This window comes from archaeon, assembly GCA_016432545.1.
GTDB lineage: Archaea > Thermoproteota > Nitrososphaeria > Nitrososphaerales > Gagatemarchaeaceae > UBA183.
This window is the reverse complement of sequence record CP066694.1, coordinates 739478-759308: the sequence shown is the minus strand read 5'-3', so window position 1 is coordinate 759308 and position 19831 is coordinate 739478. Positions and strand designations below refer to the sequence as shown.

15 protein-coding genes are annotated in these 19831 nt (G+C 58.7%); 7 read left to right on the top strand and 8 right to left on the bottom strand.

The window, feature by feature from the left end; all coding sequences use genetic code 11:
• The first annotated feature begins 20 nt into the window (after positions 1-20).
• The 5 genes from HY247_04155 to HY247_04135 all read left to right on the top strand — a co-directional run bounded on the left by HY247_04155 (position 21) and on the right by HY247_04135 (position 8502).
• Positions 21-590, top strand: coding sequence for a hypothetical protein (locus HY247_04155; protein ID QQG47974.1), 570 nt, complete (start codon positions 21-23; stop codon positions 588-590).
• A 190-nt stretch (positions 591-780) separates the two neighbouring features.
• The gene (locus HY247_04150) at positions 781-5031 is read left to right on the top strand and encodes a hypothetical protein (GenBank protein QQG47973.1); all 4251 of its coding nucleotides are present in this window, start codon (positions 781-783) and stop codon (positions 5029-5031) included.
• 87 nt (positions 5032-5118) lie between these two features.
• The gene (locus HY247_04145) at positions 5119-6297 is read left to right on the top strand and encodes a YncE family protein (protein QQG47972.1); all 1179 of its coding nucleotides are present in this window, start codon (positions 5119-5121) and stop codon (positions 6295-6297) included.
• 3 nt (positions 6298-6300) lie between these two features.
• Complete coding sequence (locus tag HY247_04140; GenBank protein QQG49496.1) at positions 6301-7233, top strand: exosortase/archaeosortase family protein; 933 nt, start codon at positions 6301-6303, stop codon at positions 7231-7233.
• An 84-nt stretch (positions 7234-7317) separates the two neighbouring features.
• Entirely contained in the window at positions 7318-8502 is a 1185-nt protein-coding gene (locus HY247_04135; GenBank protein QQG49495.1) for a YncE family protein, read from the top strand.
• 30 nt (positions 8503-8532) lie between these two features.
• Here the strand turns inward: HY247_04135 and HY247_04130 are convergent, their stop codons facing one another.
• The 3 genes from HY247_04130 to HY247_04120 all read right to left on the bottom strand — a co-directional run bounded on the left by HY247_04130 (position 8533) and on the right by HY247_04120 (position 11309).
• Positions 8533-9432, bottom strand: a complete 900-nt coding sequence (locus tag HY247_04130; protein QQG49494.1) for a hypothetical protein — start codon at positions 9430-9432, stop codon at positions 8533-8535.
• 50 nt (positions 9433-9482) lie between these two features.
• Positions 9483-10304, bottom strand: coding sequence for a PKD domain-containing protein (locus tag HY247_04125; GenBank protein ID QQG49493.1), 822 nt, complete (start codon positions 10302-10304; stop codon positions 9483-9485).
• A gap of 285 nt (positions 10305-10589) precedes the next feature.
• Complete coding sequence (locus tag HY247_04120; GenBank protein ID QQG49492.1) at positions 10590-11309, bottom strand: hypothetical protein; 720 nt, start codon at positions 11307-11309, stop codon at positions 10590-10592.
• A gap of 212 nt (positions 11310-11521) precedes the next feature.
• Here HY247_04120 and HY247_04115 point away from each other — a divergent pair, with 212 nt between their 5' ends.
• Both HY247_04115 and HY247_04110 read left to right on the top strand, forming a co-directional pair.
• Complete coding sequence (locus tag HY247_04115) at positions 11522-13936, top strand: hypothetical protein (protein QQG49491.1); 2415 nt, start codon at positions 11522-11524, stop codon at positions 13934-13936.
• Between the two features lie 132 nt (positions 13937-14068).
• A complete protein-coding gene (locus HY247_04110; protein ID QQG49490.1) occupies positions 14069-14449 on the top strand; it encodes a hypothetical protein in 381 nt (126 codons plus the stop codon).
• A 15-nt stretch (positions 14450-14464) separates the two neighbouring features.
• On the opposite strand, the gene HY247_04105 is transcribed toward HY247_04110, so the two are convergent.
• The 5 genes from HY247_04105 to HY247_04085 all read right to left on the bottom strand — a co-directional run bounded on the left by HY247_04105 (position 14465) and on the right by HY247_04085 (position 19830).
• On the bottom strand, positions 14465-14968 hold the full coding sequence (locus HY247_04105; GenBank protein ID QQG49489.1) for a hypothetical protein: 504 nt from the start codon (positions 14966-14968) through the stop codon (positions 14465-14467).
• Complete coding sequence (locus tag HY247_04100) at positions 14965-15798, bottom strand: hypothetical protein (GenBank protein QQG49488.1); 834 nt, start codon at positions 15796-15798, stop codon at positions 14965-14967. Before HY247_04100 ends, HY247_04105 begins: the two co-directional genes overlap by 4 nt.
• Positions 15785-16906, bottom strand: a complete 1122-nt coding sequence (locus HY247_04095) for an ABC transporter ATP-binding protein (protein ID QQG49555.1) — start codon at positions 16904-16906, stop codon at positions 15785-15787. The genes HY247_04100 and HY247_04095 overlap by 14 nt, the downstream gene beginning before the upstream one ends.
• A gap of 323 nt (positions 16907-17229) precedes the next feature.
• Complete coding sequence (locus HY247_04090; protein ID QQG49487.1) at positions 17230-18222, bottom strand: ABC transporter ATP-binding protein; 993 nt, start codon at positions 18220-18222, stop codon at positions 17230-17232.
• Positions 18223-19830 carry an ABC transporter permease gene (locus HY247_04085; GenBank protein ID QQG49486.1) on the bottom strand — a complete coding sequence of 536 codons (1608 nt, stop codon included), beginning with the start codon at positions 19828-19830 and terminating at the stop codon, positions 18223-18225.
• Between the last annotated feature and the right edge of the window lies 1 nt (position 19831).

Genomic DNA, 19831 nt, shown 5'->3' with positions numbered 1-19831 from the left:
TGCAATCACGTTCGCTTGGGATGTCGGTCCTCCTACTCACCGCTCTCCTGGTAGCCTCCTTGCCGCACCCGACGGTCGCGGTCTGCGCCGTCCCCTTCAGCTTCACCAGCAGCAACACCTTCGACACGATCTCTTGCACGAACGACAGCGACTCGGCTACCTTCGCAGTAGACGCCTCCTCTTCCAACTCTACCGTCTCCTCGCCGAGCATCTACAGGGTGACCGGAAGCGGCGACGGGGACACGTTCTCCCTCTCGGGCCCGCAGAAGGCCGACTCCTACAACGAGATCTTCGTCGCGACCGGGTCGGGCTCCGGGGACGTCTTCACGGTCTTCAAAGGTGGAGTCTCGAACTCAACGTACCAGCTTACGGGCGGGAAAGGCGCAACATTCACCGTGAACGCAGGAAATGGGAGCAACTCCTACACTATCGCCGGAGGTTCGGGGTCGATTGTTTCTATCGCAGTCGGATCGTCCTTCAAAGCCAAGAACACGTTCTCGCAGCAGTCCTTTCTCATCTTCGTGGGCTCGGGCTCAATCGTCAGGATCACGGGTGGCAACGCAAGCACCAACCTATCAGTGCACATGTAAGGAAGCTCGACGACCCGAAGGCCGGTGCTAAGATGCCTGGAAGTCCCTCTCATCGGCTTGGGAAATCGCATAGGCGACCTATAGATTTAAACCCGTAATGTTGGGGTTGGAGACCTTCATGCTTCCGCTGAGGGGAGAAAGCACCCTAGTCAAAGTTCTCCTCCTTGGTATTGTAATAGGTGGTGGAGGGGTGGGCTATCTGGCTCTCCAGGCAGTCTCGGCCACTCCCGCAGCCATCTCTCCCGCTTCAGCCACCATAGACGCGGGACAGACCGTGCAAATCACGGTCTCGTGGCACGACGGGACGTCCTTCCCCTACAGCGTAAACCTGTACAGCAGCCTCAACAGCACATGCTCGTCAGACTCGACTCCTGTGCAGTCCAAGGGCGGGCTCTCTACCCCCATGAACACGTTCAGTCAGCAACCTGGAAAGACAATCTACTACTGCGGTCTCGTCGTCTCAACGAAGGGCACCTCCGCGATCTCGAAGGCTGCCAAGATAACGGTCGGACCCTCCCTCGACACCCCAATCGTGAGCATCATCCCGGCGGACATCGACTCGGGCCAGTCCGCCAACTTGGTCGCAAATGTAACCTGGGGCGGTGGACTAGGGCCCTACTCTGTCACACTCTACAGCGGCTTCAGTTCAACTTGCTCCTCCGACACCACGCTTGTCAGCTCGAAGTCGGCAATTGGCACCAGTGCGACCTTCCCCCTGCAGATTCCCGGTTCGACCAGCCTCTACTGTGCGGCTGTGAAGGACAGCGCGACCACGCCCTCTTCAGCCACCTCCTCGGCGGCGAAGTTCACTGTCAACCAGCCCCTCGGCGTCACGATAACCCCATCCTCTCCGGTCTTGGACAGCGGCCAGTCGATCAGCCTCACCGCCACACCCTCTCACGGCACCTCACCGTACTCTTACCAGTGGTCCAGCGGGACGGGATGTGGCACCCCACTGTCGGGCAAGACCACCTCCACCTTCTCGACGGGCGCAATCAGCTCCACAACGACCTACTCCGTGTCAGTCACAGACAGCGGGAAGGGGACGCCGGCGTCGAGCGTGTGCGCCTCCGATGAGGTCAAAGTGAACTCACTCTTCAGAGGGAGCTTCATCAACATCAGTGGGGACGCCAGCGTGTCGGACGCTGGACAGGCCGTCAACCTCACCGTGTCCTGGACGCCCGCCGGTACATCACCCTACGCGCTCCAGCTCTCCACGAGCCAGTCGAGCGATTGCTCCAGCCCAACGGCGGCCGGGGCGGCAATCGTGAACCTGACGACGACCTCTTCGAGGTTCACGGTCCGACCCAATTCGACAACAACCTACTGCGCCACAGTCACCGACAGTGCCAGTGCGCCGCAGAGCACGTCCACGACCCTCGGGGACACGATCACTGTCCACGCCGCTCTAAGCGCCACCCTGTCGCTTAGCCCTCCCGGAATGGACGTCGGGCAATCAGGAACGGTGACCGCCACAGTCACGGTTCCCGGTGGAACGCCCCCGTACTCCATCACTCTCCTCAGCGGTACTTCCAACAACTGCAACTCGGACAACACCGCGGTCCACCTCACTTCAGGGACCAACCCAAGGAGTGGTGTGGTCTCGAGGACGACGACCTTCACCTTCGCCGCCCCCATTTCGAAGACGGTCTACTGTGCTTTGGTGGTGGACAGCGCTAGTTCGCCGGAGGTGGTCACGGCAGGCCCCATCACCTTCTCAATCAACCAGGCCCTGACGGCGACAATCACCCCGCCGACCCCCGGCATAGATTCCGGGCAGGGGGTAACCCTGACCGCGGTCCCAGCCCAGGGCACCCCGGGATACTTCTACCAGTGGTCCACCGGCAACACCTGCGCCGCCGCAATCACAGGAGCCACCGCCAAGGCTTACGCGACCGGCACCCTCACCGTCTCAGCGAACTATTCGGTCAAAGTCACCGACAACAGCCCGTTCATGCCACTCTCGTCGGCCTGCGCCAGCGTCCACGTCAAGGTCAACCCCGTCCTCACCGCGCCTAACATTACGCTCTCTTCTCCTGCGATGGACATAGGCCAGACCGCTACCATCACGGCCACGGTGTCATGGACGGGCGGGACGTCCACTTACTCGGTGACACTTACCAGCGGGAACAGCGCCACCTGCTCCTCCGACACGACCGTCGTGGTCCTCACGCCTCCGCCCAACCCACAGACAGGCGTAGTCGGGACGACCGCGATGCTCTCATTCCCCTCTCCTGCCGGGTCGACATACTACTGCGCCACCGTCAAGGACACCTCAGCGACCCCTGTCTCCGCCGTCTCCGCGTCGACGAAGTTCAGTGTCAACTCAGCCCTCGGAACTCCGAGCCTGATGCTGACCCCGACGGCGATTGACTTCGGCCAGACCGCCACAGTGACCGCGACCGTAAACTGGGCGGGGGGCACATCCACATACGTCGTGACTGTCTACAGCGGGAGCAGCGCGAGCTGTGCGGCTGACACCAACGTCGTGTCGATCTCCGCACCCCTGGCAGCGGGCCCCGCTGTCTTCTCCTTCACTGCCCCTGCCTCTACTACCGACTACTGCGCTTCGGTGAAGGACAGCGCGGTGATACCTGAATCAACGACTTCCGTAGTATCCCTCTTCACCGTGAACCCCGTCCTGTCCGTGGTCATAACACCAGTGGCCCCGGCGGTCGACTCCGGACAGTCGGTGACCTTCACGCTTACAGCCGTGACTTCCGGCGGGACGAATCCGTATTCATACCAGTGGTACTCGGCGGCTGCCTGCACCGCTCCAATCTCGGGCCAGACCGGTTCGACCTACTCGCCAGGGACGACCCCAGTGTCCAACACGACCTACTACGTCAAGGTCATGGACAGCAGCACGGGGAGCCCGGTTGCGGGAGTCTGCGCCAGCGACACCGTGACGGTCCACGCGGCCCTCTCGGCAGCACTCTCTCTGTTTCCCAGCGCCCTTGACGTGGGCCAGTCCACTACGGTCACCGCCACCCTTTCCTGGACAGGAGGGGCTTCGCCCTACTCAGTAGTCCTCAGGAGCGGGTTCAGCAGCACCTGCGCCTCAGATACGACTGTAGTCGCCACCCGCACGAACATCGTAGGAAAGATCACGACCTTCACTTTCACATCCCCGATCGTGACGACCTATTACTGCGCTACGGTGACCGACGCGGCCACCGTCCCCACCTCTTCGGTCTCGAGCGCGTTCAAGTTCACGATAAGCCCAGCCCTCTCAACCCCAACCACCTCCCTCTCGGTGAGTAACATCGACTTTGGGCAGAGCGTGAACTTCACTGCCACTGTCACCTGGTCCGGAGGGACATCCACCTACACGGCCACCCTCTACAGCGGTTCCAGCTCGACCTGCTCCTCGGATACCACGGTGGTGGCGGTCCACTCGTCCCTCGCCGGCTCCCCGACCGTCTTCCCGATTTCCTCCCCAGGATCGACCACCTTCTACTGCGCGACTGTAGCCGACAGCGCTAGCATCCCAGTAACAACCACTTCCGCGACAGCGAAGTTCAACGTCAATCCAGCGATGACGACCCCCACCCTCGGCCTCTCAAGCGGCGCGATCAACTCCGGGCAGACCTATACGATCACCGCGACCGTGACCTGGACTGGAGGCACGACCTCCTACACGGTAACCCTCTACAGCGGGTCAAGCTCAACGTGCACCTCCGACAACACGGTCGTTGCTGTGGTCCCAGGCTCCAACCCGCTGACCGGCCTCACCTCGGGCAGCGCCACCTTCACCTTCCCGTCTCCTGGCTCCACCACGAAGTACTGCGCCAAGGTCGTGGACACCTCATTCATCCCAGTCACGAAGTACACCGCCGTCTCCACCTTCACCATCAACACGGCACTCTCCGCCTCGATCAGCCCGTCCTCGGCTACCATCGACAACGGCCAGTCGATTCTCATGACCGCGATTCCCTCCGGAGGGACACCTGCCTACTCCTACCAGTGGTACACGGGGTCCTCCTGCACGACTCCAGTAGGCGGAGCCACCGCCTCGACATACACTCCGTCGCCCCCGGTGACGACTTCCTACTCCGTCAAAGTGACTGACGCGAGCCCTGGTTCCCCCGCGGCCCTGTTCTGCGCCAGCGCCGCTGTCACGGTCAACACCGCCATGTCAGCCCCGACCATAACGATTGGCTCAGGGGCGATAGCCAACAACACATCGACGACGCTCAACACCACGGTCGGGTTCGCCGCCGGGACTCCGACCTACACTTGTCAGTGGCTCGTAGATGGACCAGGTGGGGGTGGCTTTGTCGCACTAGGTAGCTTCTTCCCGTGCACTGCCGGAAGCCTTCCAAGCGTGGGGACCGGGACCCTGACAACCGGCGTCTGGGCGTTCAAGCTCGAAGTAATAGACAGCGCCTACGTGCCATTCATAATCTACTCCAACACGGTAACGACGACGGTGTCCTAGTGTTCATAGGCTATCCGAGGATCTTTCGATTCTACTTCCGGCAATTCGTCTAACGCTTTTATACTCAATTCCGGTTGGGTTTTGGTAATGCGAACGGGCAGCCCCGCACGGAGCAAAGGCTCGAAGACGGTCCAGCTTGGACTCGGGGCGATCCTCGTCGTCATGATTGGTTTCGCTCTTGTTCCAGCCGCCCAGGCCGCGGTGACCTTCTCGGTCACCACTACCGTGAACGTTGGAATCACCCCGGTTTCAATCGCAGTCAATCCGACCCTCGGCAGGTACTACGTCCTGAACCAGGCCGACGACACGCTTTACGTCTTCGACACCGCCACAAACTCGCTGCAGGCAAACCTTACGGTAGGTTCAAGCGCGACCGGTGTCGCAGTGAACCCATCGAACGGGATGGTGTATGTCGCCCAGTCCGACGGAAACAGCATAGCGGTCTTTGATAGCTCCAACGCCTTCGTCACGAACGTAACAGTAGGGACCTCGCCAAGCGCGGTCGCCGTGAACCCCTCGACAGGCAATGTCTACGTGGCTAACTATCTGATTGGCACAGTGTCCGTCGTTGACAGCACCAACACCGCGGTGGCCACGGTCAGCGTTGGTGACAGCCCTGACTCGATAGCGGTCAACCCCACCACCGGAATGGTGTATGTCGCAGATGCGGGTTCTGACCGAATTGACGTGATCGACGGGACGACCAACAGCCTCGTCGGCAACATTTCAGCTCCGACCCCAGCATCCCTTGCGATAAACCCGGCCGGCGGCATACTCTACTCGGTGGATGGCGTTGCCACCCTTGCCGTAATCGACACGTTGAGCAACAAGATCACAGCCAACATCACGGTGGCCGACACTCCCAACGGGGTCGCATTCAATTCGCAGACCAAGCGCGTCTACCTTGTCAACAACGGCGCCGATAGCGTGACAATCCTGGACGCGACGACCAACAGCGTGCTGGCAACAGTCACAGTTGGCGCCGAGCCCGACGCCATAGGCGTGGATACATCGGCAAACGGAGCGGCCTATGCGGCCAACATGAACGATGCCTCGGTCTCAGTGATAAAGGAAGGGGCCGTCGTCACCACGTCGACGTCTACGACCTCCACGAGCACAACGGCTCAGACCTCGACTACCGGGACAGGAACAACCCCTGGAGGCATTCCCGAGTTCCCGATGGGCCTGACCTTCATAATTCTTGCAACTATGGTCATAGTCGCATCGTACGTACTAGTTAGGCGCGTGGCAATCCCAAGGCTGTAGCCCTTGAGACGCCCCGACCGAGGCGTCATCAGATTCTTCCTCTGGCTCGCCCTCGCCATTTCAATCTCTTCAACGCTATACTTGGGCCAGTTGGTCTCGTTCTTCGGCCTCCTTGACGGGAAGCTGGACGAGACCTTCGGGAGCTCCTTCCCAGCAATCCCGTTCGTAGCTCTGCTTGCCGTACTCTTCATCGTCCGTTGGTACGAATTCCACGGGATCCTCCAGAGAGAGGAAGGACTCTCGGGTTCTAGAGGCACCCGGCTCGTCGGGCTGGCCCTGATTCTTCTTCCTCTACCTTTCTCTCCTTTCACGGCTAGGTATCTTGAACTCTCGGCCGCGACCCTCATCATGTCCTTCTATGGGGCGTCCCTCGTCATCAACCCTAGAACGAGGAAGTTCCTCCTTCCCTACGCAGCACTCTACTTGGTAGGGGTGACGGCCCCGTCTGGCATTCAATACGCCTTTGGTGAGCCATTGGCGGGACTTTCAACGTCCCTCACGGCCCTTCTCGTGAATCTCTCGGGGATTCCCGTCGCCTGGCAGGGCACCCAGTTTGAGCTCATATCCCGGTCCGGCGAAGTCGTGAGTGGGACCATAACCGCGGGGTGCTCGAGCATACTTTCAGTCACGACCTTCTTGGGACTCCTCGGGCTGATGCACTTCGACCTGCGAAAGGACAAGGCCTCGACCCTGAAGACTGGAGTCGTCGGCGTGCTCGTCCTTGTCTTCCTTAACAGTGTCCGAATTGGGATCCTACTCTGGGCCGGGTACGACGGGGGCTCCGAGGCACTCTGGGGCCTTCACAACTGGATAGGCTACGCCATCTTCCTTGGATTCTATGTCGCAGTTCTTGTCGTCTACTCTAGGATGGGCAGCCCCACGCTCTACCGACATGAGGCGAAGGCCGGGCGATTGAACCCGGGCAGGCCCTCCTAGATTACTCGGTCGGTGCGCAATCGGTTGGAACTCGGACACACCCGACCAAAAGGAATCACACGCACGACAAGGTTGGCGGCGCTCTTGACACTGGCCCTAATCATGGGGGTCTACTTGACTTCGAGCTTTGAGGCCCACGCCCTTCCAACGCTAGTCGCCACAGTCCACGTGGGGCACAGACCGGTAAGCATCGCAGTCGACCCTATATCCAGTGTCATCTACGTCGCCAACTCTGCGGACGGTACTGTCACGGTGATCTCGGCCGCGACCGACAAGGTCATCGCGACCGTGCAAGTCGGGGCCAACCCGGTCGCCATCGCGGTCAACCCTTCAATCCACATGGTCTACGTAGTGAGCGAAAACGACAGCTTCGTCTCAGTGATCAGGGGTAGCAACAACAAGGTCGTGGGCAACCTGACCGTGGGCACGAATCCAGTGGCCGTAGCCGTCGACCCGGGTTCGAGGAGGGTGTACGTGGTCAACAGGGATGATAACGACGTCTCGGTAATCTCGGGGACTAATTACACCGAGCTATTCACCATTCCGGTGGGAAGGTCCCCCGATGCAATCGCCGTGAACTCAGTCACCGGGGCACTCTACGTGGTCAGCCCCAGGGACAGAATGCTCTCAGTGATTCGCGGGACCACCTACACGTCGGCCGCCAACGTAAGCCTCGGCCGGGGTCCGAACTCGGTGGTTGTGAACCCTGCCAACGGCAACGTGTACGTGGTCAACGGGGCTGACGATACCCTTTCGGTCTTCGGCGGGACGTCTTACCAGTCGATAGCGAACCTAACAACGGGCTACTCTCCCTCATCGGTCGATGTGGACCGCGTCGACGGACTCGTCTACGTTGCGAACAGTGACAACGGCTCAGTGTCTGTCTTCAAGGAGAAGTCTTGGGGGTCGATTGCTAACCTCACCGTCGGAGGATCACCAGCGGAAGTGACTGTCGACCACTACACTGGCTTCGCCTATGTCGCGAACATTGACAACGATACGATTTCAGTAATCAGGGACCTCCCCGCCAGGACATCGACATCGACCACGAGCCGCGCGACCACTATCTCCAACACCCAAGTCATCACCACTTCGACTACCGCCTCAGCCGTGGAGGAGGCCCCTGCCCAGTTCCCCACTCCCGGGATGCTTCTCGCCCTCGCGCTGATCCTCTTCTTCCTACTCCTTGCGGCAATCGCGTATCGGCTCCGCCATCGTAGGCTAAGGAAGCCACCACAAGAGGACCCTCGCAACCTCACGGCGACATAGGGCAGGCCGCGTAACTGGACCTCTCTGAGGCTAACCCCTCTGTGGGATTGCCCAGATGGCGAAGTTCGTATATCTGTAGGACTCGTCGTTGATCACAAGTGCATAGAAGTTGCCTCCGGTTCCAATGCCCGTGTCCACGGTGGAGAAGCTAGACACGATGGTGACTCCATCGGCGCAGTCAGTCCCCCATGCCAGCCCGCAACCCGTCCTATTCGACAGCACGCTCATCGTGTATCCGGTCTTGGCCGCGTAGACGTCGAGAGAGGCCGTGTAGTTCGCCCCGTCGAGGGTGTCGTTGACTGTGATGGTTACCATCATGCGCCCGCTCAGATTGCCCGAAAACGAAGTGAGTTGTGGGGTGATTTCAAAGACTGAAGTCCTGGGGGCGTAGGTGTTGTTAGTCTTGGCCGTGACCGGGAGAGTGACCGATGACCCCCCGTCGAAGGAGAACTTGACGTTGAAGTAGTACGTGGCGTTCACGACCGGAAAATACCTCGAGCAGTGAATTATCGGCATCACGCAGATCCTGGTCAGGTTGTCGACGTATTCTTTCCCTGATGGAAGGACGAAGATCTTGCTGTAGGGCTTCCCCGCGAACTTGCCGTAGTCGTAGCAGGTCTGGAACCCTGGCGTGCATATCTTCGTGACTGACAAGTTCTGCGTCGGAAGCGGGCCGTTATTCTTTACAGTAAGTCGAAGACTGTCGTTGTAGATGCCCGCAGTCCTAATCGCTATTGGTGGGGGTGCGACGGTCGTTGATGTCGTGGCGGTGCTCTTGGTTGTTGTCTCCGTCGGCGGGACGAAGACCACCTTTGGGGTCTGGAGCCCGAAGAAGTACAGGGCTGCCCCGATTTCAATCACCGCGATTAGCCCTATGGCCGCTATCTTGGCGTGACGCCTATCTCTAGCCTTGTCCGAGGCCAGCCGCATTTCCTCAAAAGGGGATGGTAGAAGGTATATAGGAATTCTCGCGCTTAAGCCTACTTGAGACGAGATGAAACGATCCTCGGCTTCCGCCGCCTCCGGACCGCAATCAGACCCCCAAAGAGGATTAGAACCGCCAACGTCAGCAGGACGTAGGTGTTGTCCACTGGCAGGAACCCGACCCCCGACGTCGTCAGAACTCTGAAGTTCGCTCCTTCGCCTTGTATGTCGGGAAACGTGCTAAAGGAGTAGCTGCCTGCCTGCGAGAAAGGCGAAGTGCCTGGCAACTCGAAATTGGACGTGAAGCTGCCCGTTGCGTCTGACTGCGCCTGTCCAACGCTGACCCCCGCGAGGAAGACCAGCACTGTGGCGTCGGGCGGATAGGAGTATCCCATGACCGAGACTGAGCTCCCGGGGTTGCCAGACTTCGGCGTCGCGGCGACTCCTGGAAGCGTCGTGAAGGTCCGACTGAATGCGGACGGGACGGTCGTGATGGAGTAAACTGAATTGTTTACTCTCGGAGACAGGAGCCTAGTGATGTTGAGCAGCCAGCTTCCGGTCTTGTCAGAGACTACGGTTGCCACGGGAGTGTCGTCCAGCCTTACCTGTACGGACTGATTAGCGTGATAGAACCCTCCCGCAAGCAGGACCTTGGTTATTCCCGCAGTGCCCGTGGGAGGCGACACGATGACTGCCGGTCCAGATCCGGGTGCAAAGGGAATGAAGAGCCTGTTCGCGGAAGTCTTCGACCCGGCCGTGTTGCTCACTACTACTGAAATGTTGTAGATCCCTTCACCTTCGAAGGTGTGAACGGGGGCGGCTGCTGTGCTTTCAACCCCGTCCCCAAATTCCCAGTGATAAGATAGAGCCCCCGTCAATGGGGTAACTGCTGAGAACGTAACTTCCACGGGAAAGGGCGCCCTCCAATTTAGTCTACTGATGTTTCCCCCTGCAGATGTAACGATGGTAAAGTTGAGCTGAGCCGCAGAAGACGACACTGGGAGTGTTGAAGCTAACTCTGCCGCAAAGATGAGAGCAACCAAACAGAGGAATCTGGGCCTAAGAGGACTAGACGAATTGTGAACTCTCAACAAGCCACTCGACTATGCTTTCCTAATAGCTCTTCCAGAAAAAGGAGGACGGCGTTGTCCCGGTGGACAACGCTACATTGTAACTGTATATGTGCTAGTCGCGTTGCTTGCTACGATGGTCACTGTCGAGCCAGAACCAACGGTGATCGTCACCGTATAGGTCATCGACTCGAAGTTGAAAGCCGCCGCTGGGCTCCCACCGAAGACGCCGTTGTTGCCCGCCCACGTTCCGTTGTAGATGCGGTCTGTGAAGAGTGGATTGGTGAGGTTGGAGAACCAAGGTGCCGCATTGAAGGTGACCCCAGATCCCGAACCCGCAGTGATGGAGTAGGTGGCATTTGCGAACCCGGCCGAGTTTAGGAGGTTGTCATCGCCGACTTGGATAGTCGATCCGATGCCGGCGGTTATCGTCCACTGGAGGTCGTCACCCAGTCCACCGTTGTGGACGTTGATGGTGGCCCCGTTGCCCTCAGTGTCGACGCTGTTGGTTGGTGTGTTAGCGCCTGGGAATGCGTGGCCAAGCCCCGTGCCGTTGATCCCAAAGATATCGGTCGTGTCACCGTCACCGGTGCCTGCGACCGCGTAGCTGCTGGACCAATTGCCTAGGCTGCCGTCTACGGTGAATGCTGAACCGTCCTCATTCGCCGCGATCGAGATGTTGTCGTTGCCCCCGACGCTCTGGTACGAGAAGGTGGACCCCGCGGCGCGGGCCGCAGGTGAGAATACGAGCACTGCCCCAATGAGTAGTGTGCTGATGTACAGTTGTTTTCTAGATACTTGAATAGTCTTCAAGCAACCCGCTGATGGCACCGCAGGCTACTTATTCTTTTTTGGGGTGAATTTCTGTTATAAACTTCGCCTAGATGATGCCGCGGAGGGTTCATGCGAAATCGTTCTGGTAACAATGCATAATAAGGTCACGGGCCGAAGTTCTGTTCGAAAATATGAACAGCAAATACCTAGTATTTGCAATCGCAATATCATTCATCCTTTCCTCAGTTCCAATGGCAACAGCGACCGAAGGTGTCTACTTCAACGGAGCACAGACACAAACACACGGACCTCTAGTCGACAAAGTCATCATCAGCGTCTACACCACCGAAGGCGGTATGCAGGGGGCAGTCGCAGCAGGGACCATACAGGCTCCTGAATGGACGTTTAGCACCGGCGCATACACCTCTCTGGGTAGCAACCCTGATGTCATCGAAAACTCGACTGTGAGCTATTCGTGGTTCGGCATCGCGTTCAACACGCTGAAGTTCCCAGGTTCCAACGTCCACTATAGAAGGGCGATTCAGGACCTGCAGGACTACAGCTACATCCAAGCAACAATCCTCAACGGTGTTGAGGGAACCGCTTCGCCTGACGTCCTGCCATGCGCTGCATACGGCGCCGCATGCCAACCTATGGACGGCAGCAATTCGAGCGTGCGCTCCTACTCACTGAACCTGACGGCCGCAGCATCTGAGCTCCTGCAAGCAGGACTCTTCTGCGACGGCTGCACAGCGTCGACTGCCAACAGTTCGACTCTCTGGTTCAAAGATGCAGGCCACACACTCCCATTCTCGCCGGATTTGTGGAGGAGAACGACTCACCACAGAAATCCATGGGGCGCTAGGACTTCATTCGAGGCATCCCAGATTGGGCTAAGCTTCAACAACCACCTCGTCGGCGGCGGCGGAGCACAAGCAAACTGCTTCCTCCCGAACGCTGCTGAGGTCACCACGCCTGGGTCTTACAACTCGGGCACTGGTGGTAACAACCCACAGGTAACTAACGGCACAGCAATCACCGCAGACCACTGCGACATGCTGACCTTCGGGTTCATCTCAGGTCCGGCATTCAACGGGAACCTTCAGGAGTACAACTCCCAGTTCTCAGGAATACCGACCAACACGATGAACTACGATGACCAATCGTCAACAGTTACCAACGCCACACATGTCAACATCAACGTCGCGACCAACAAAGTCTTGCTGGCACCCGACGCGGCCACTGCTAACAGATGGGCGAAGAACTTCGCAATCGGATACTCGCAGCAGCTCCCAACTGTAATGGGATACTTCGAGAACGAGCTCTTCGCGGACAACTCCAACGGTTGGACTGGTTACGCGAACCTAGCCACCCAGAGTCCGAACGACCTTACTGGCCTGTTCTACACGCTGCTCAACGTCCACAAGTGCGGCTCCTCGACCTGTGACTTGGATACTTCGTATCCATTCACGGCCAACGCGGGAGTCGTAGGCGGGACCTTCAAGCTAGCGCTGCAGCAGGTATCGGACCAAGATGGCTTGTTCCCGCTGTACAACACCAATTGGGTCTGGCAGGCAGATGTCTACGGCTCGATTTACGACACGGCCTTGGCCACTCCTCCATCCCAGACAAACGTTGTCAACGCATTCATGGACTACATGACCACCAGCCACTCCATCGTTGGCTTCTCAGGAATGACGCCAGGTGGAAAGGCGGAGTTCAACTACCAGCAACTAAAGGGAGCTGGGCAGCACACAGCCCAGAACATTGTGAGCGGTCAGAAGATCACTCTCAACTTCGCGAACAACATCACCTTCTACGACCAGATCCCGTTCACTGCTACTGACTACCAGTTCTCGTTGGACTTCACCAACGTAGCGGCGAGCCCCAACTACCCAGACAGTGCCTCTCCGTTCAGCGGCATTGCGGGCGGTTCTGCAGGACTCATCGCGTCGGTAGTTACTAGCAAGTACTCGATCGACATCTACCTCAACAGCTCCTCGTTCTGGAACCTTCCCAACGTCCTAGTACCAGTCTTCCCACAGCACATGTGGAAGTACTTCAACACCGACCACGTCTCGACCCTTCTGTCGACAGTAGACACCACGAAGTCATTCTTCTTCGTAAACGCCTACTCGACACAGAATGCGCCGAAGGCACCAAAGTGGATATTCTTCCTCAACAACTTAGAAGTCGGCTCAGGGCCGTTCTGGTTGAAGAGCTGGGATACACCCACCGGCACTGGCGAGATCGACAGGAACCCGTACTACTTCAGGACCGCCTGGGACTCTAACGTCTCGGCGAACTCTGTAGCAGTCGGAACTCCCTTCCTGTTCAGCACCGCGCTGTACATGCCCATCTTCAACCCGACAGCCTCTGCATACTGTGGAGTAGCTTCGGGCGCTACCGGAACCTGCCAAGTCAAGGGAACTAACCCTGGACAGTCGTGGGCTTCGTTGGGCAAGGCAGTCGGCGTCTACACCGCAGCCGGAGCATTGGTCAAGAAGTACAACCTAGCCAAGAACACTGGAACTGGAATATACTCAGCCTCCATCCCAACTGCGTTGCTCGCACCGGGCAACTACAAGATCGTGGTTTCGACCACGTACACCTTCCAGGGCCTTAAGCGGACCTGGTACCAAGCATCTGGATTCAACGTCCACTAAACACATTCGAGCAATTGGGTCCACGCGGACTCAATTGCTATCCCCGTTTTAGGCAAGCAAACCCAGACTCGTCTCAGGTTCCTACGGACGCGGTTGCCGAACCCTGTTATACGTCAAAGTGGGACGGGACCTGTGCGAGCTTTAACTCGGCTAGCCGATTCCGAAGTCTCGAAGGCCGTCGAGACCTCTCTTGGGAGACTGGGCTTCAAGTACTACACCAACAGGGGCCAGCGGATAACCGAGTTCGAGACCTCCTTCCCTGTCAAATTCCTGGTGACCATCGAGAACCTCAACAGATCACAGTTCGGCTTCCCCCTAAGGAGCTCCTTCAGGATTGAGTCTGCCTTGGAGGTGAAGCCCCTGGTCGGTTCCGGCGAAGACATGAGGACCGTCAGGACATCTGCAAGAGCCCTGGTCATAGAGATCCGCAGGGAACTCCCACAGCCATGGAAGGGCATGGGCTTTCGGTCAAAGTCACAAGAGGTTGCCTGGATGAATCTGGGCGAGCTCTAGGTTCAGGACTTGGCTCTAGTCGACTTCCACGGTCTTTCGTAGCAGGGGCCTTCCTGCGACCTCTGTCTCCTGGGTCACGGCGTAGAGCTTTGCCACCGACCTCCTCTCAAGAGCGACGACTGTAAGGAAGAAGATGAGCTCTTGCAGTGGAAGTCCTCCTATCAGGCCGAAGATGATGGTGAACAGTATCGCCCCCGGGATGAAGTACGAGCCTCCGACCAGCGCGACCATAACGGCGCCTCCAGCGGCCACCATTAACAGGCCCGACCTGGCGGCCCGCGCGGCATCGATTTCCGTAATCTTCCCTTCTCCGTACGGCTTCGGAATCCTCGACCTAAGGCGCAAGTATCTGAAGAGTCCTACCGCGGACCCGGTCGCCAACATCGCTCCCAACGGCTCCAGGACGGAGTCGAAAGGGAGGAATCCAGAGACGTACACCGCCGCCAGAAGGACCCCACCTGAATATGCGAAGTTCTTGAGTGAGGGCCTTACCCTCTTCCTGTCGGCTCCCCCTATCAAGTCAAAGGACCCAGGCTGTGTCTCGTCCTCCTCCCGAACTTCCGCCTGACCCTCTCGACCTTCTTCTCGCTTGAGCTCTTCCTGGTGAGGACAGCGTAGACCAGGACTCCTCCCAAGGCTGCGATTCCGACGTAACCGACGAGCGTGTAGTCGATAGGAGCGTACTTCTGGTACGAGACCAGGTGGTACGTGAAGACCCTCGTAGTCTGGAAGAAGTAGGCGGACAGGGTCCCGTTCTCCAGCAGCCCTGTAACCGGGCTGAACTGCATGTCAGCGGACCACGGCCTGCCCTTTGGGTCCCAAATCACGGTGAACCTCACGTCAATGGTCCCAAGGCTCCTGGTCACCGTCGCGTTGACGAGCTGCACGCTCGTGTGCGACCCCGGAGACCCTGGGATTCCGGCAATCGTGACGTAGACTTTCAAGTTATAGACGCTCCCCGCGGGAAGGTCGATGTATGTGAAAGGATAGAAGCCGATCTTCCCGAGATATGTCCTGTTGTCCCTAGGGTCGAAGATCGCGGTCAGGTTCTGCGCGATCGAGGGAGTCTCCGCGGTCGTCGAGTTGAAGACGTTCACGCTCTCCCTATAGCCAACTTCACCGATCGACTTGGTCGTGTTGATCGACAGTATACTGACGACGAACTGGTTGATGACGGTGTCAGTGTGGTTCACGACCGTGTTACCCACCGGCTCCTCGGTTATCGTGTCCAGCTGGTAGGAGAAGACGGCGGAGTCCCCAGGATGGATGCCCATCGTCCTCCCCGTCGCTGAAGTGGGCAGGAGAAGAAGGACGAGGAAAGCAGCCAGGGCGACCCTAGTTCTCGACAACGCTACCCGCCGGCCCGTCCAGGCCCTTCGCGAAAGCCTCGTGAGCTTCCTTCCAGAAATGGCACGCGACCAACCTCCCCGGCGCCACCTCCTGGAGCGGAGGCTCGAGGTCCGCGCAGACCTGTTGAGCGAATGGACACCTCGGGTGGAACCTGCAGCCGCTCGGGGGCGAAATGTTCGTGGGAATCTCCCCCTTCGCCAGAACCCGGATCTTGGGCGCCTCGGGGTCGGGGACCGGGACAGCAGCGGTCAGCGCGTACGTGTACGGGTGGTACGGCATCGACACCACCTCCTGGGCTGGCCCCTTCTCGACTATCTTGCCCACGTACATGATCGCCAACTCGTCCACCATGTCCTTAGAGAGGGCCAGGTCGTGTGTGACCATGAGCACCGAGATGCCCCTCTTCTCGCGGATGGCGAGAAGTACGTTGATCACTTCGGCCCTGATCGAGACATCAAGCATCGAGACCGGCTCGTCCGCCAGAATCAGGTCAGGCTCGAGCACCAGGGCTCTCGCGATGGCCACCCTCTGCCTCTGGCCCCCGGAGAGTTCGTGCGGGTATCTGAAGAGGTACTCTTCTGGAGGCGTGATCTGAACATCGCGGAGCGCAGACACTACCTTCTCAATAGCTTCTTCCTTGGAGGAGACCATGTTGTTGACGAAGAGTCCTTCCGAGATTATGTCAAACACAGACATCCTCGGGTTTACGGATTCGTACGGGTCCTGGAAGACCACCTGGAGCTTGGGCCTGAACTTCTTTAGTTCCCCCCTCGTCATCTTCGAGATTTCCCGACCGTCGAAGACTATCGAGCCTGAGGTGGGCTCCGTCAGCATCAACGCCGTCCTCAGAACCGTCGTCTTACCAGAGCCGCTCTCTCCTGCGAGGCCGAAGATCTGGCCCTTCTTTATCGTGAAGCTGACGTCGTCGACTGCGTGCACCAAGCCAGTTGAGCTCCTCTTCATGGACTGCGAAAATGTCCTTCTGACGGCGAAGAACTTCGTCAGGTGGCTCACTTCCAAGACCGCCCCCACCGAAGAAATCTCCCGCTCCTTCAGGTTCCTAAGCCTCCTCGAGGCGTAGGCCAGGATGATGCCCGGCACCACCATCGCCAAAGCCGTCACGTTAATCAGCCACTCTGGGGTGCTCAACTCCCGCATCCTGATGATGTCCCTTCTGCCTACGGCCGCCCTCAGGAGGTTGAACCTATTGACCACCAATGCAGTCCCCGCGGCGAACCCGAACATCAGTAGTCCGACTCCCGCGAAGTATGTCCAGTCGTGCCTTCCCGAGAAGACTCCGAGGACCAGCCCATAGTACGCCGCGCCCAATGCCCAAAGTACGAAGGCGACTCTCGCGCCTATCCTCCCGTATCGATAGAGCCTCGCGAGGCTCTTCAGGGTCTCCTCGTCCTTGTCCAGCGAGGACGCAGTCAAAGCTTGACGCCCCTTTGGGTCATGATATCCTTCCAAAAGTGGCACGCGACCAGGTGCCCCGGCGCGGCCTGCTCGAGCGGCGGCTCCTGTACGGTGCAGATCTCCTTGGCGTAGGGGCAGCGGGGATTGAACCTGCATCCGGTTGGAGGTTCTAGGAGGTTGGGAGGAGACCCTGGAACAGAGATCAGCGCCTCCTTGGGCTTCCTGATGTCTGCGAACGCCCCGACCAGGCCGATGGTGTACGGATGCAGAGGCGCCCGGTAGACGCTCGCGCTGGAGCCGTACTCCACGAACTTCCCCGCGTACATGATTGCGGTCTTGTCACTCATCTGAGCGACAAGCGCAAGGTCGTGGCTGATCAGTATGATTGCCGTCCCCAGCTCGTTTCTGATGCTCAGCAAGAGCCTGATGATCCCCGCCTGGACTATGACATCCAACGCAGTGGTGGGCTCGTCCGCGATCAGCAGTTTCGGACTTAGGGCGAGGGACATCGCAATCATCGCCCTCTGCTTCATGCCCCCGCTGAACTCGTGCGGGTAATGCCTTGCGCGCCCAGGGTCGACGCCGACGAGTTTCAGAAGCTCCCCCGTCCTTGCCTTCGCTTCGCCTTTGGAGATGCTGCTGTGGCTGGTGATGGCCTCCGCGATCTGGTCGCCCACCCTGAAGACCGGGTTGAGAGCGTTCATTGCTCCTTGGGGGACCAAGGCAATCTTAGACCACCTGATCCTCCTCCTCATGTCTGCGTCAGGGACAGGCACGAGGTCCTCACCTTCCAGCATCATCTTTCCCTCCACTATCTTCGCGTTGTTGGGCAGGAGCTTCAGGAGGGTGCTCGCGAGGCTCGACTTGCCGCATCCACTCTCCCCCACTATGCCCAGGATCTCCCCCTGTCCGACGTCGAAGTTGAGTCCGTCCACGGCTTTGACATCCCCAGCCATAGTCCCATAGTGCATCCTCAACCCCTGGACCTCGAGAAGTGGGCCGGCCAACTATCTTGCACGCAGCCTCGGATTGAAGATCGAGTCCAGCGCGAACCCCACGAGCACGAAGGCGAGGGAGAGGACCGCGATCGCAACTCCCGGAGGTAGGAACCACCACCATACGTAGCCCGCAGCGGAGTTGGCTGTGGCGTCGGGAAGGGCCTTCGTCAGCATCAGGCCCCAGGTAGTCACGTCGACTGGGTAGAGGGAGACCGTCAGGAAGTCGAGCGCGGCCTCAAGGAGGATGAACCCTGAGACGCTCAGTGCCACCTGTGAATAGACAAGCCCAGTCACGTTTGGCAGTATGTGCTTGCGGAGGATGTGAGCTGTCCCGCCCCCGACCGCGCGCGAGGCCTCGACGTAGGCCCTCTCCTTGACCGAGAGCACCTGACTTCTGATGATCTTCGTTATGGTGGGCCAGGACAGGGCAGTAAACAGCAGGATGATCCAGGTATACACCGTCTTCAAGAGAAAGGAGTTCTGGCTGAGGATAAACGTCAGGATGATGAGCAGAGGGAGGAACGGGAGGACAAGGAAGAAGTCCGTCACCCTGCCGATTCCTTCGTCCCATAGGCCGCCTAAGTATCCCGCGACTATTCCGAGCAAAGTGCCCAGACCGACGGCCCCGATGCCAGAGAGGACGCCGATGAGCAGGGATATCCTCGATCCCCACACCAGCTCGGACCAGACATCGCGGCCTGCGTCATCTGACCCGAGGAGACCAAAAGCGCTGCCTAGGACCTTGAAGCTGACAGAGGCGATCCTCACGGAGACCGAAGGGTTCGCCCCGGTGGGGACAGCCTGGATCTGCATCGTGAAGGTGTAGGTCCCGTTCCCAGTGAAAACCACGCTGGCCGGGTATGCCCTGTTCGCGAAGGCGGGAATCCCCGAGGAAGGCAGGAGCCCGCTCGGGATGAAAATCCTCCTCCATCCCCCTATTTGGCTAGGTACGAACTTCACCTGAGAAATGAGCACGTACGTCTTCACAGTCGACATGGTGAAGTTGGACCTTGGCGTGGAAATCATGAAGTTGATGTAGACTGCGGAGACGTTGGTCATTTTCACCGGGTCTAGGGTTGCATTGATTACGAAGGCGGAGGGTGCCTTGTGAATTGTCCATTGAAACGACTGGGTCATCGAGAAGAGGGCCTGTCCTCCCGGGAGGTACTTGTTGGTCGTCGATGTCCCGTTGGACCGTACCCTCGTCGCATTCACCAGGAGCGAACCAGTCGGGTTCCTTGGAAGGAAGTCATTAGGCGGAGAAGGCACCTTGGGCTGTAGCTGCAGAGTGTATGTCCCATTCTGACCCGCCTTGAAGGTCCAAGGCGACAAGTCGCTCTGGCTCTGAAAGCCAGTGGGGGCGACCGGATATGAGGTGACCGCCAGGCCTTGATACTGTGGAAAAATCGTCGCCCATGAGGGTATGGAATAGGGAGCCGCAACGTTCGTGCCGAACACAGGGTCGTTGGGCGCAAGGTCGCCGGCGAAGATTGCCATGAGTAGGAAGAAAAGTATGATTCCAATTCCCAACATTCCAATCTTTGACTTCAGGTATAGTTTTGTGTTCCTCTTCACCCCCGCGAGGAACATCTTCCTCCCAGTGCCCGTCCGTGCCAAG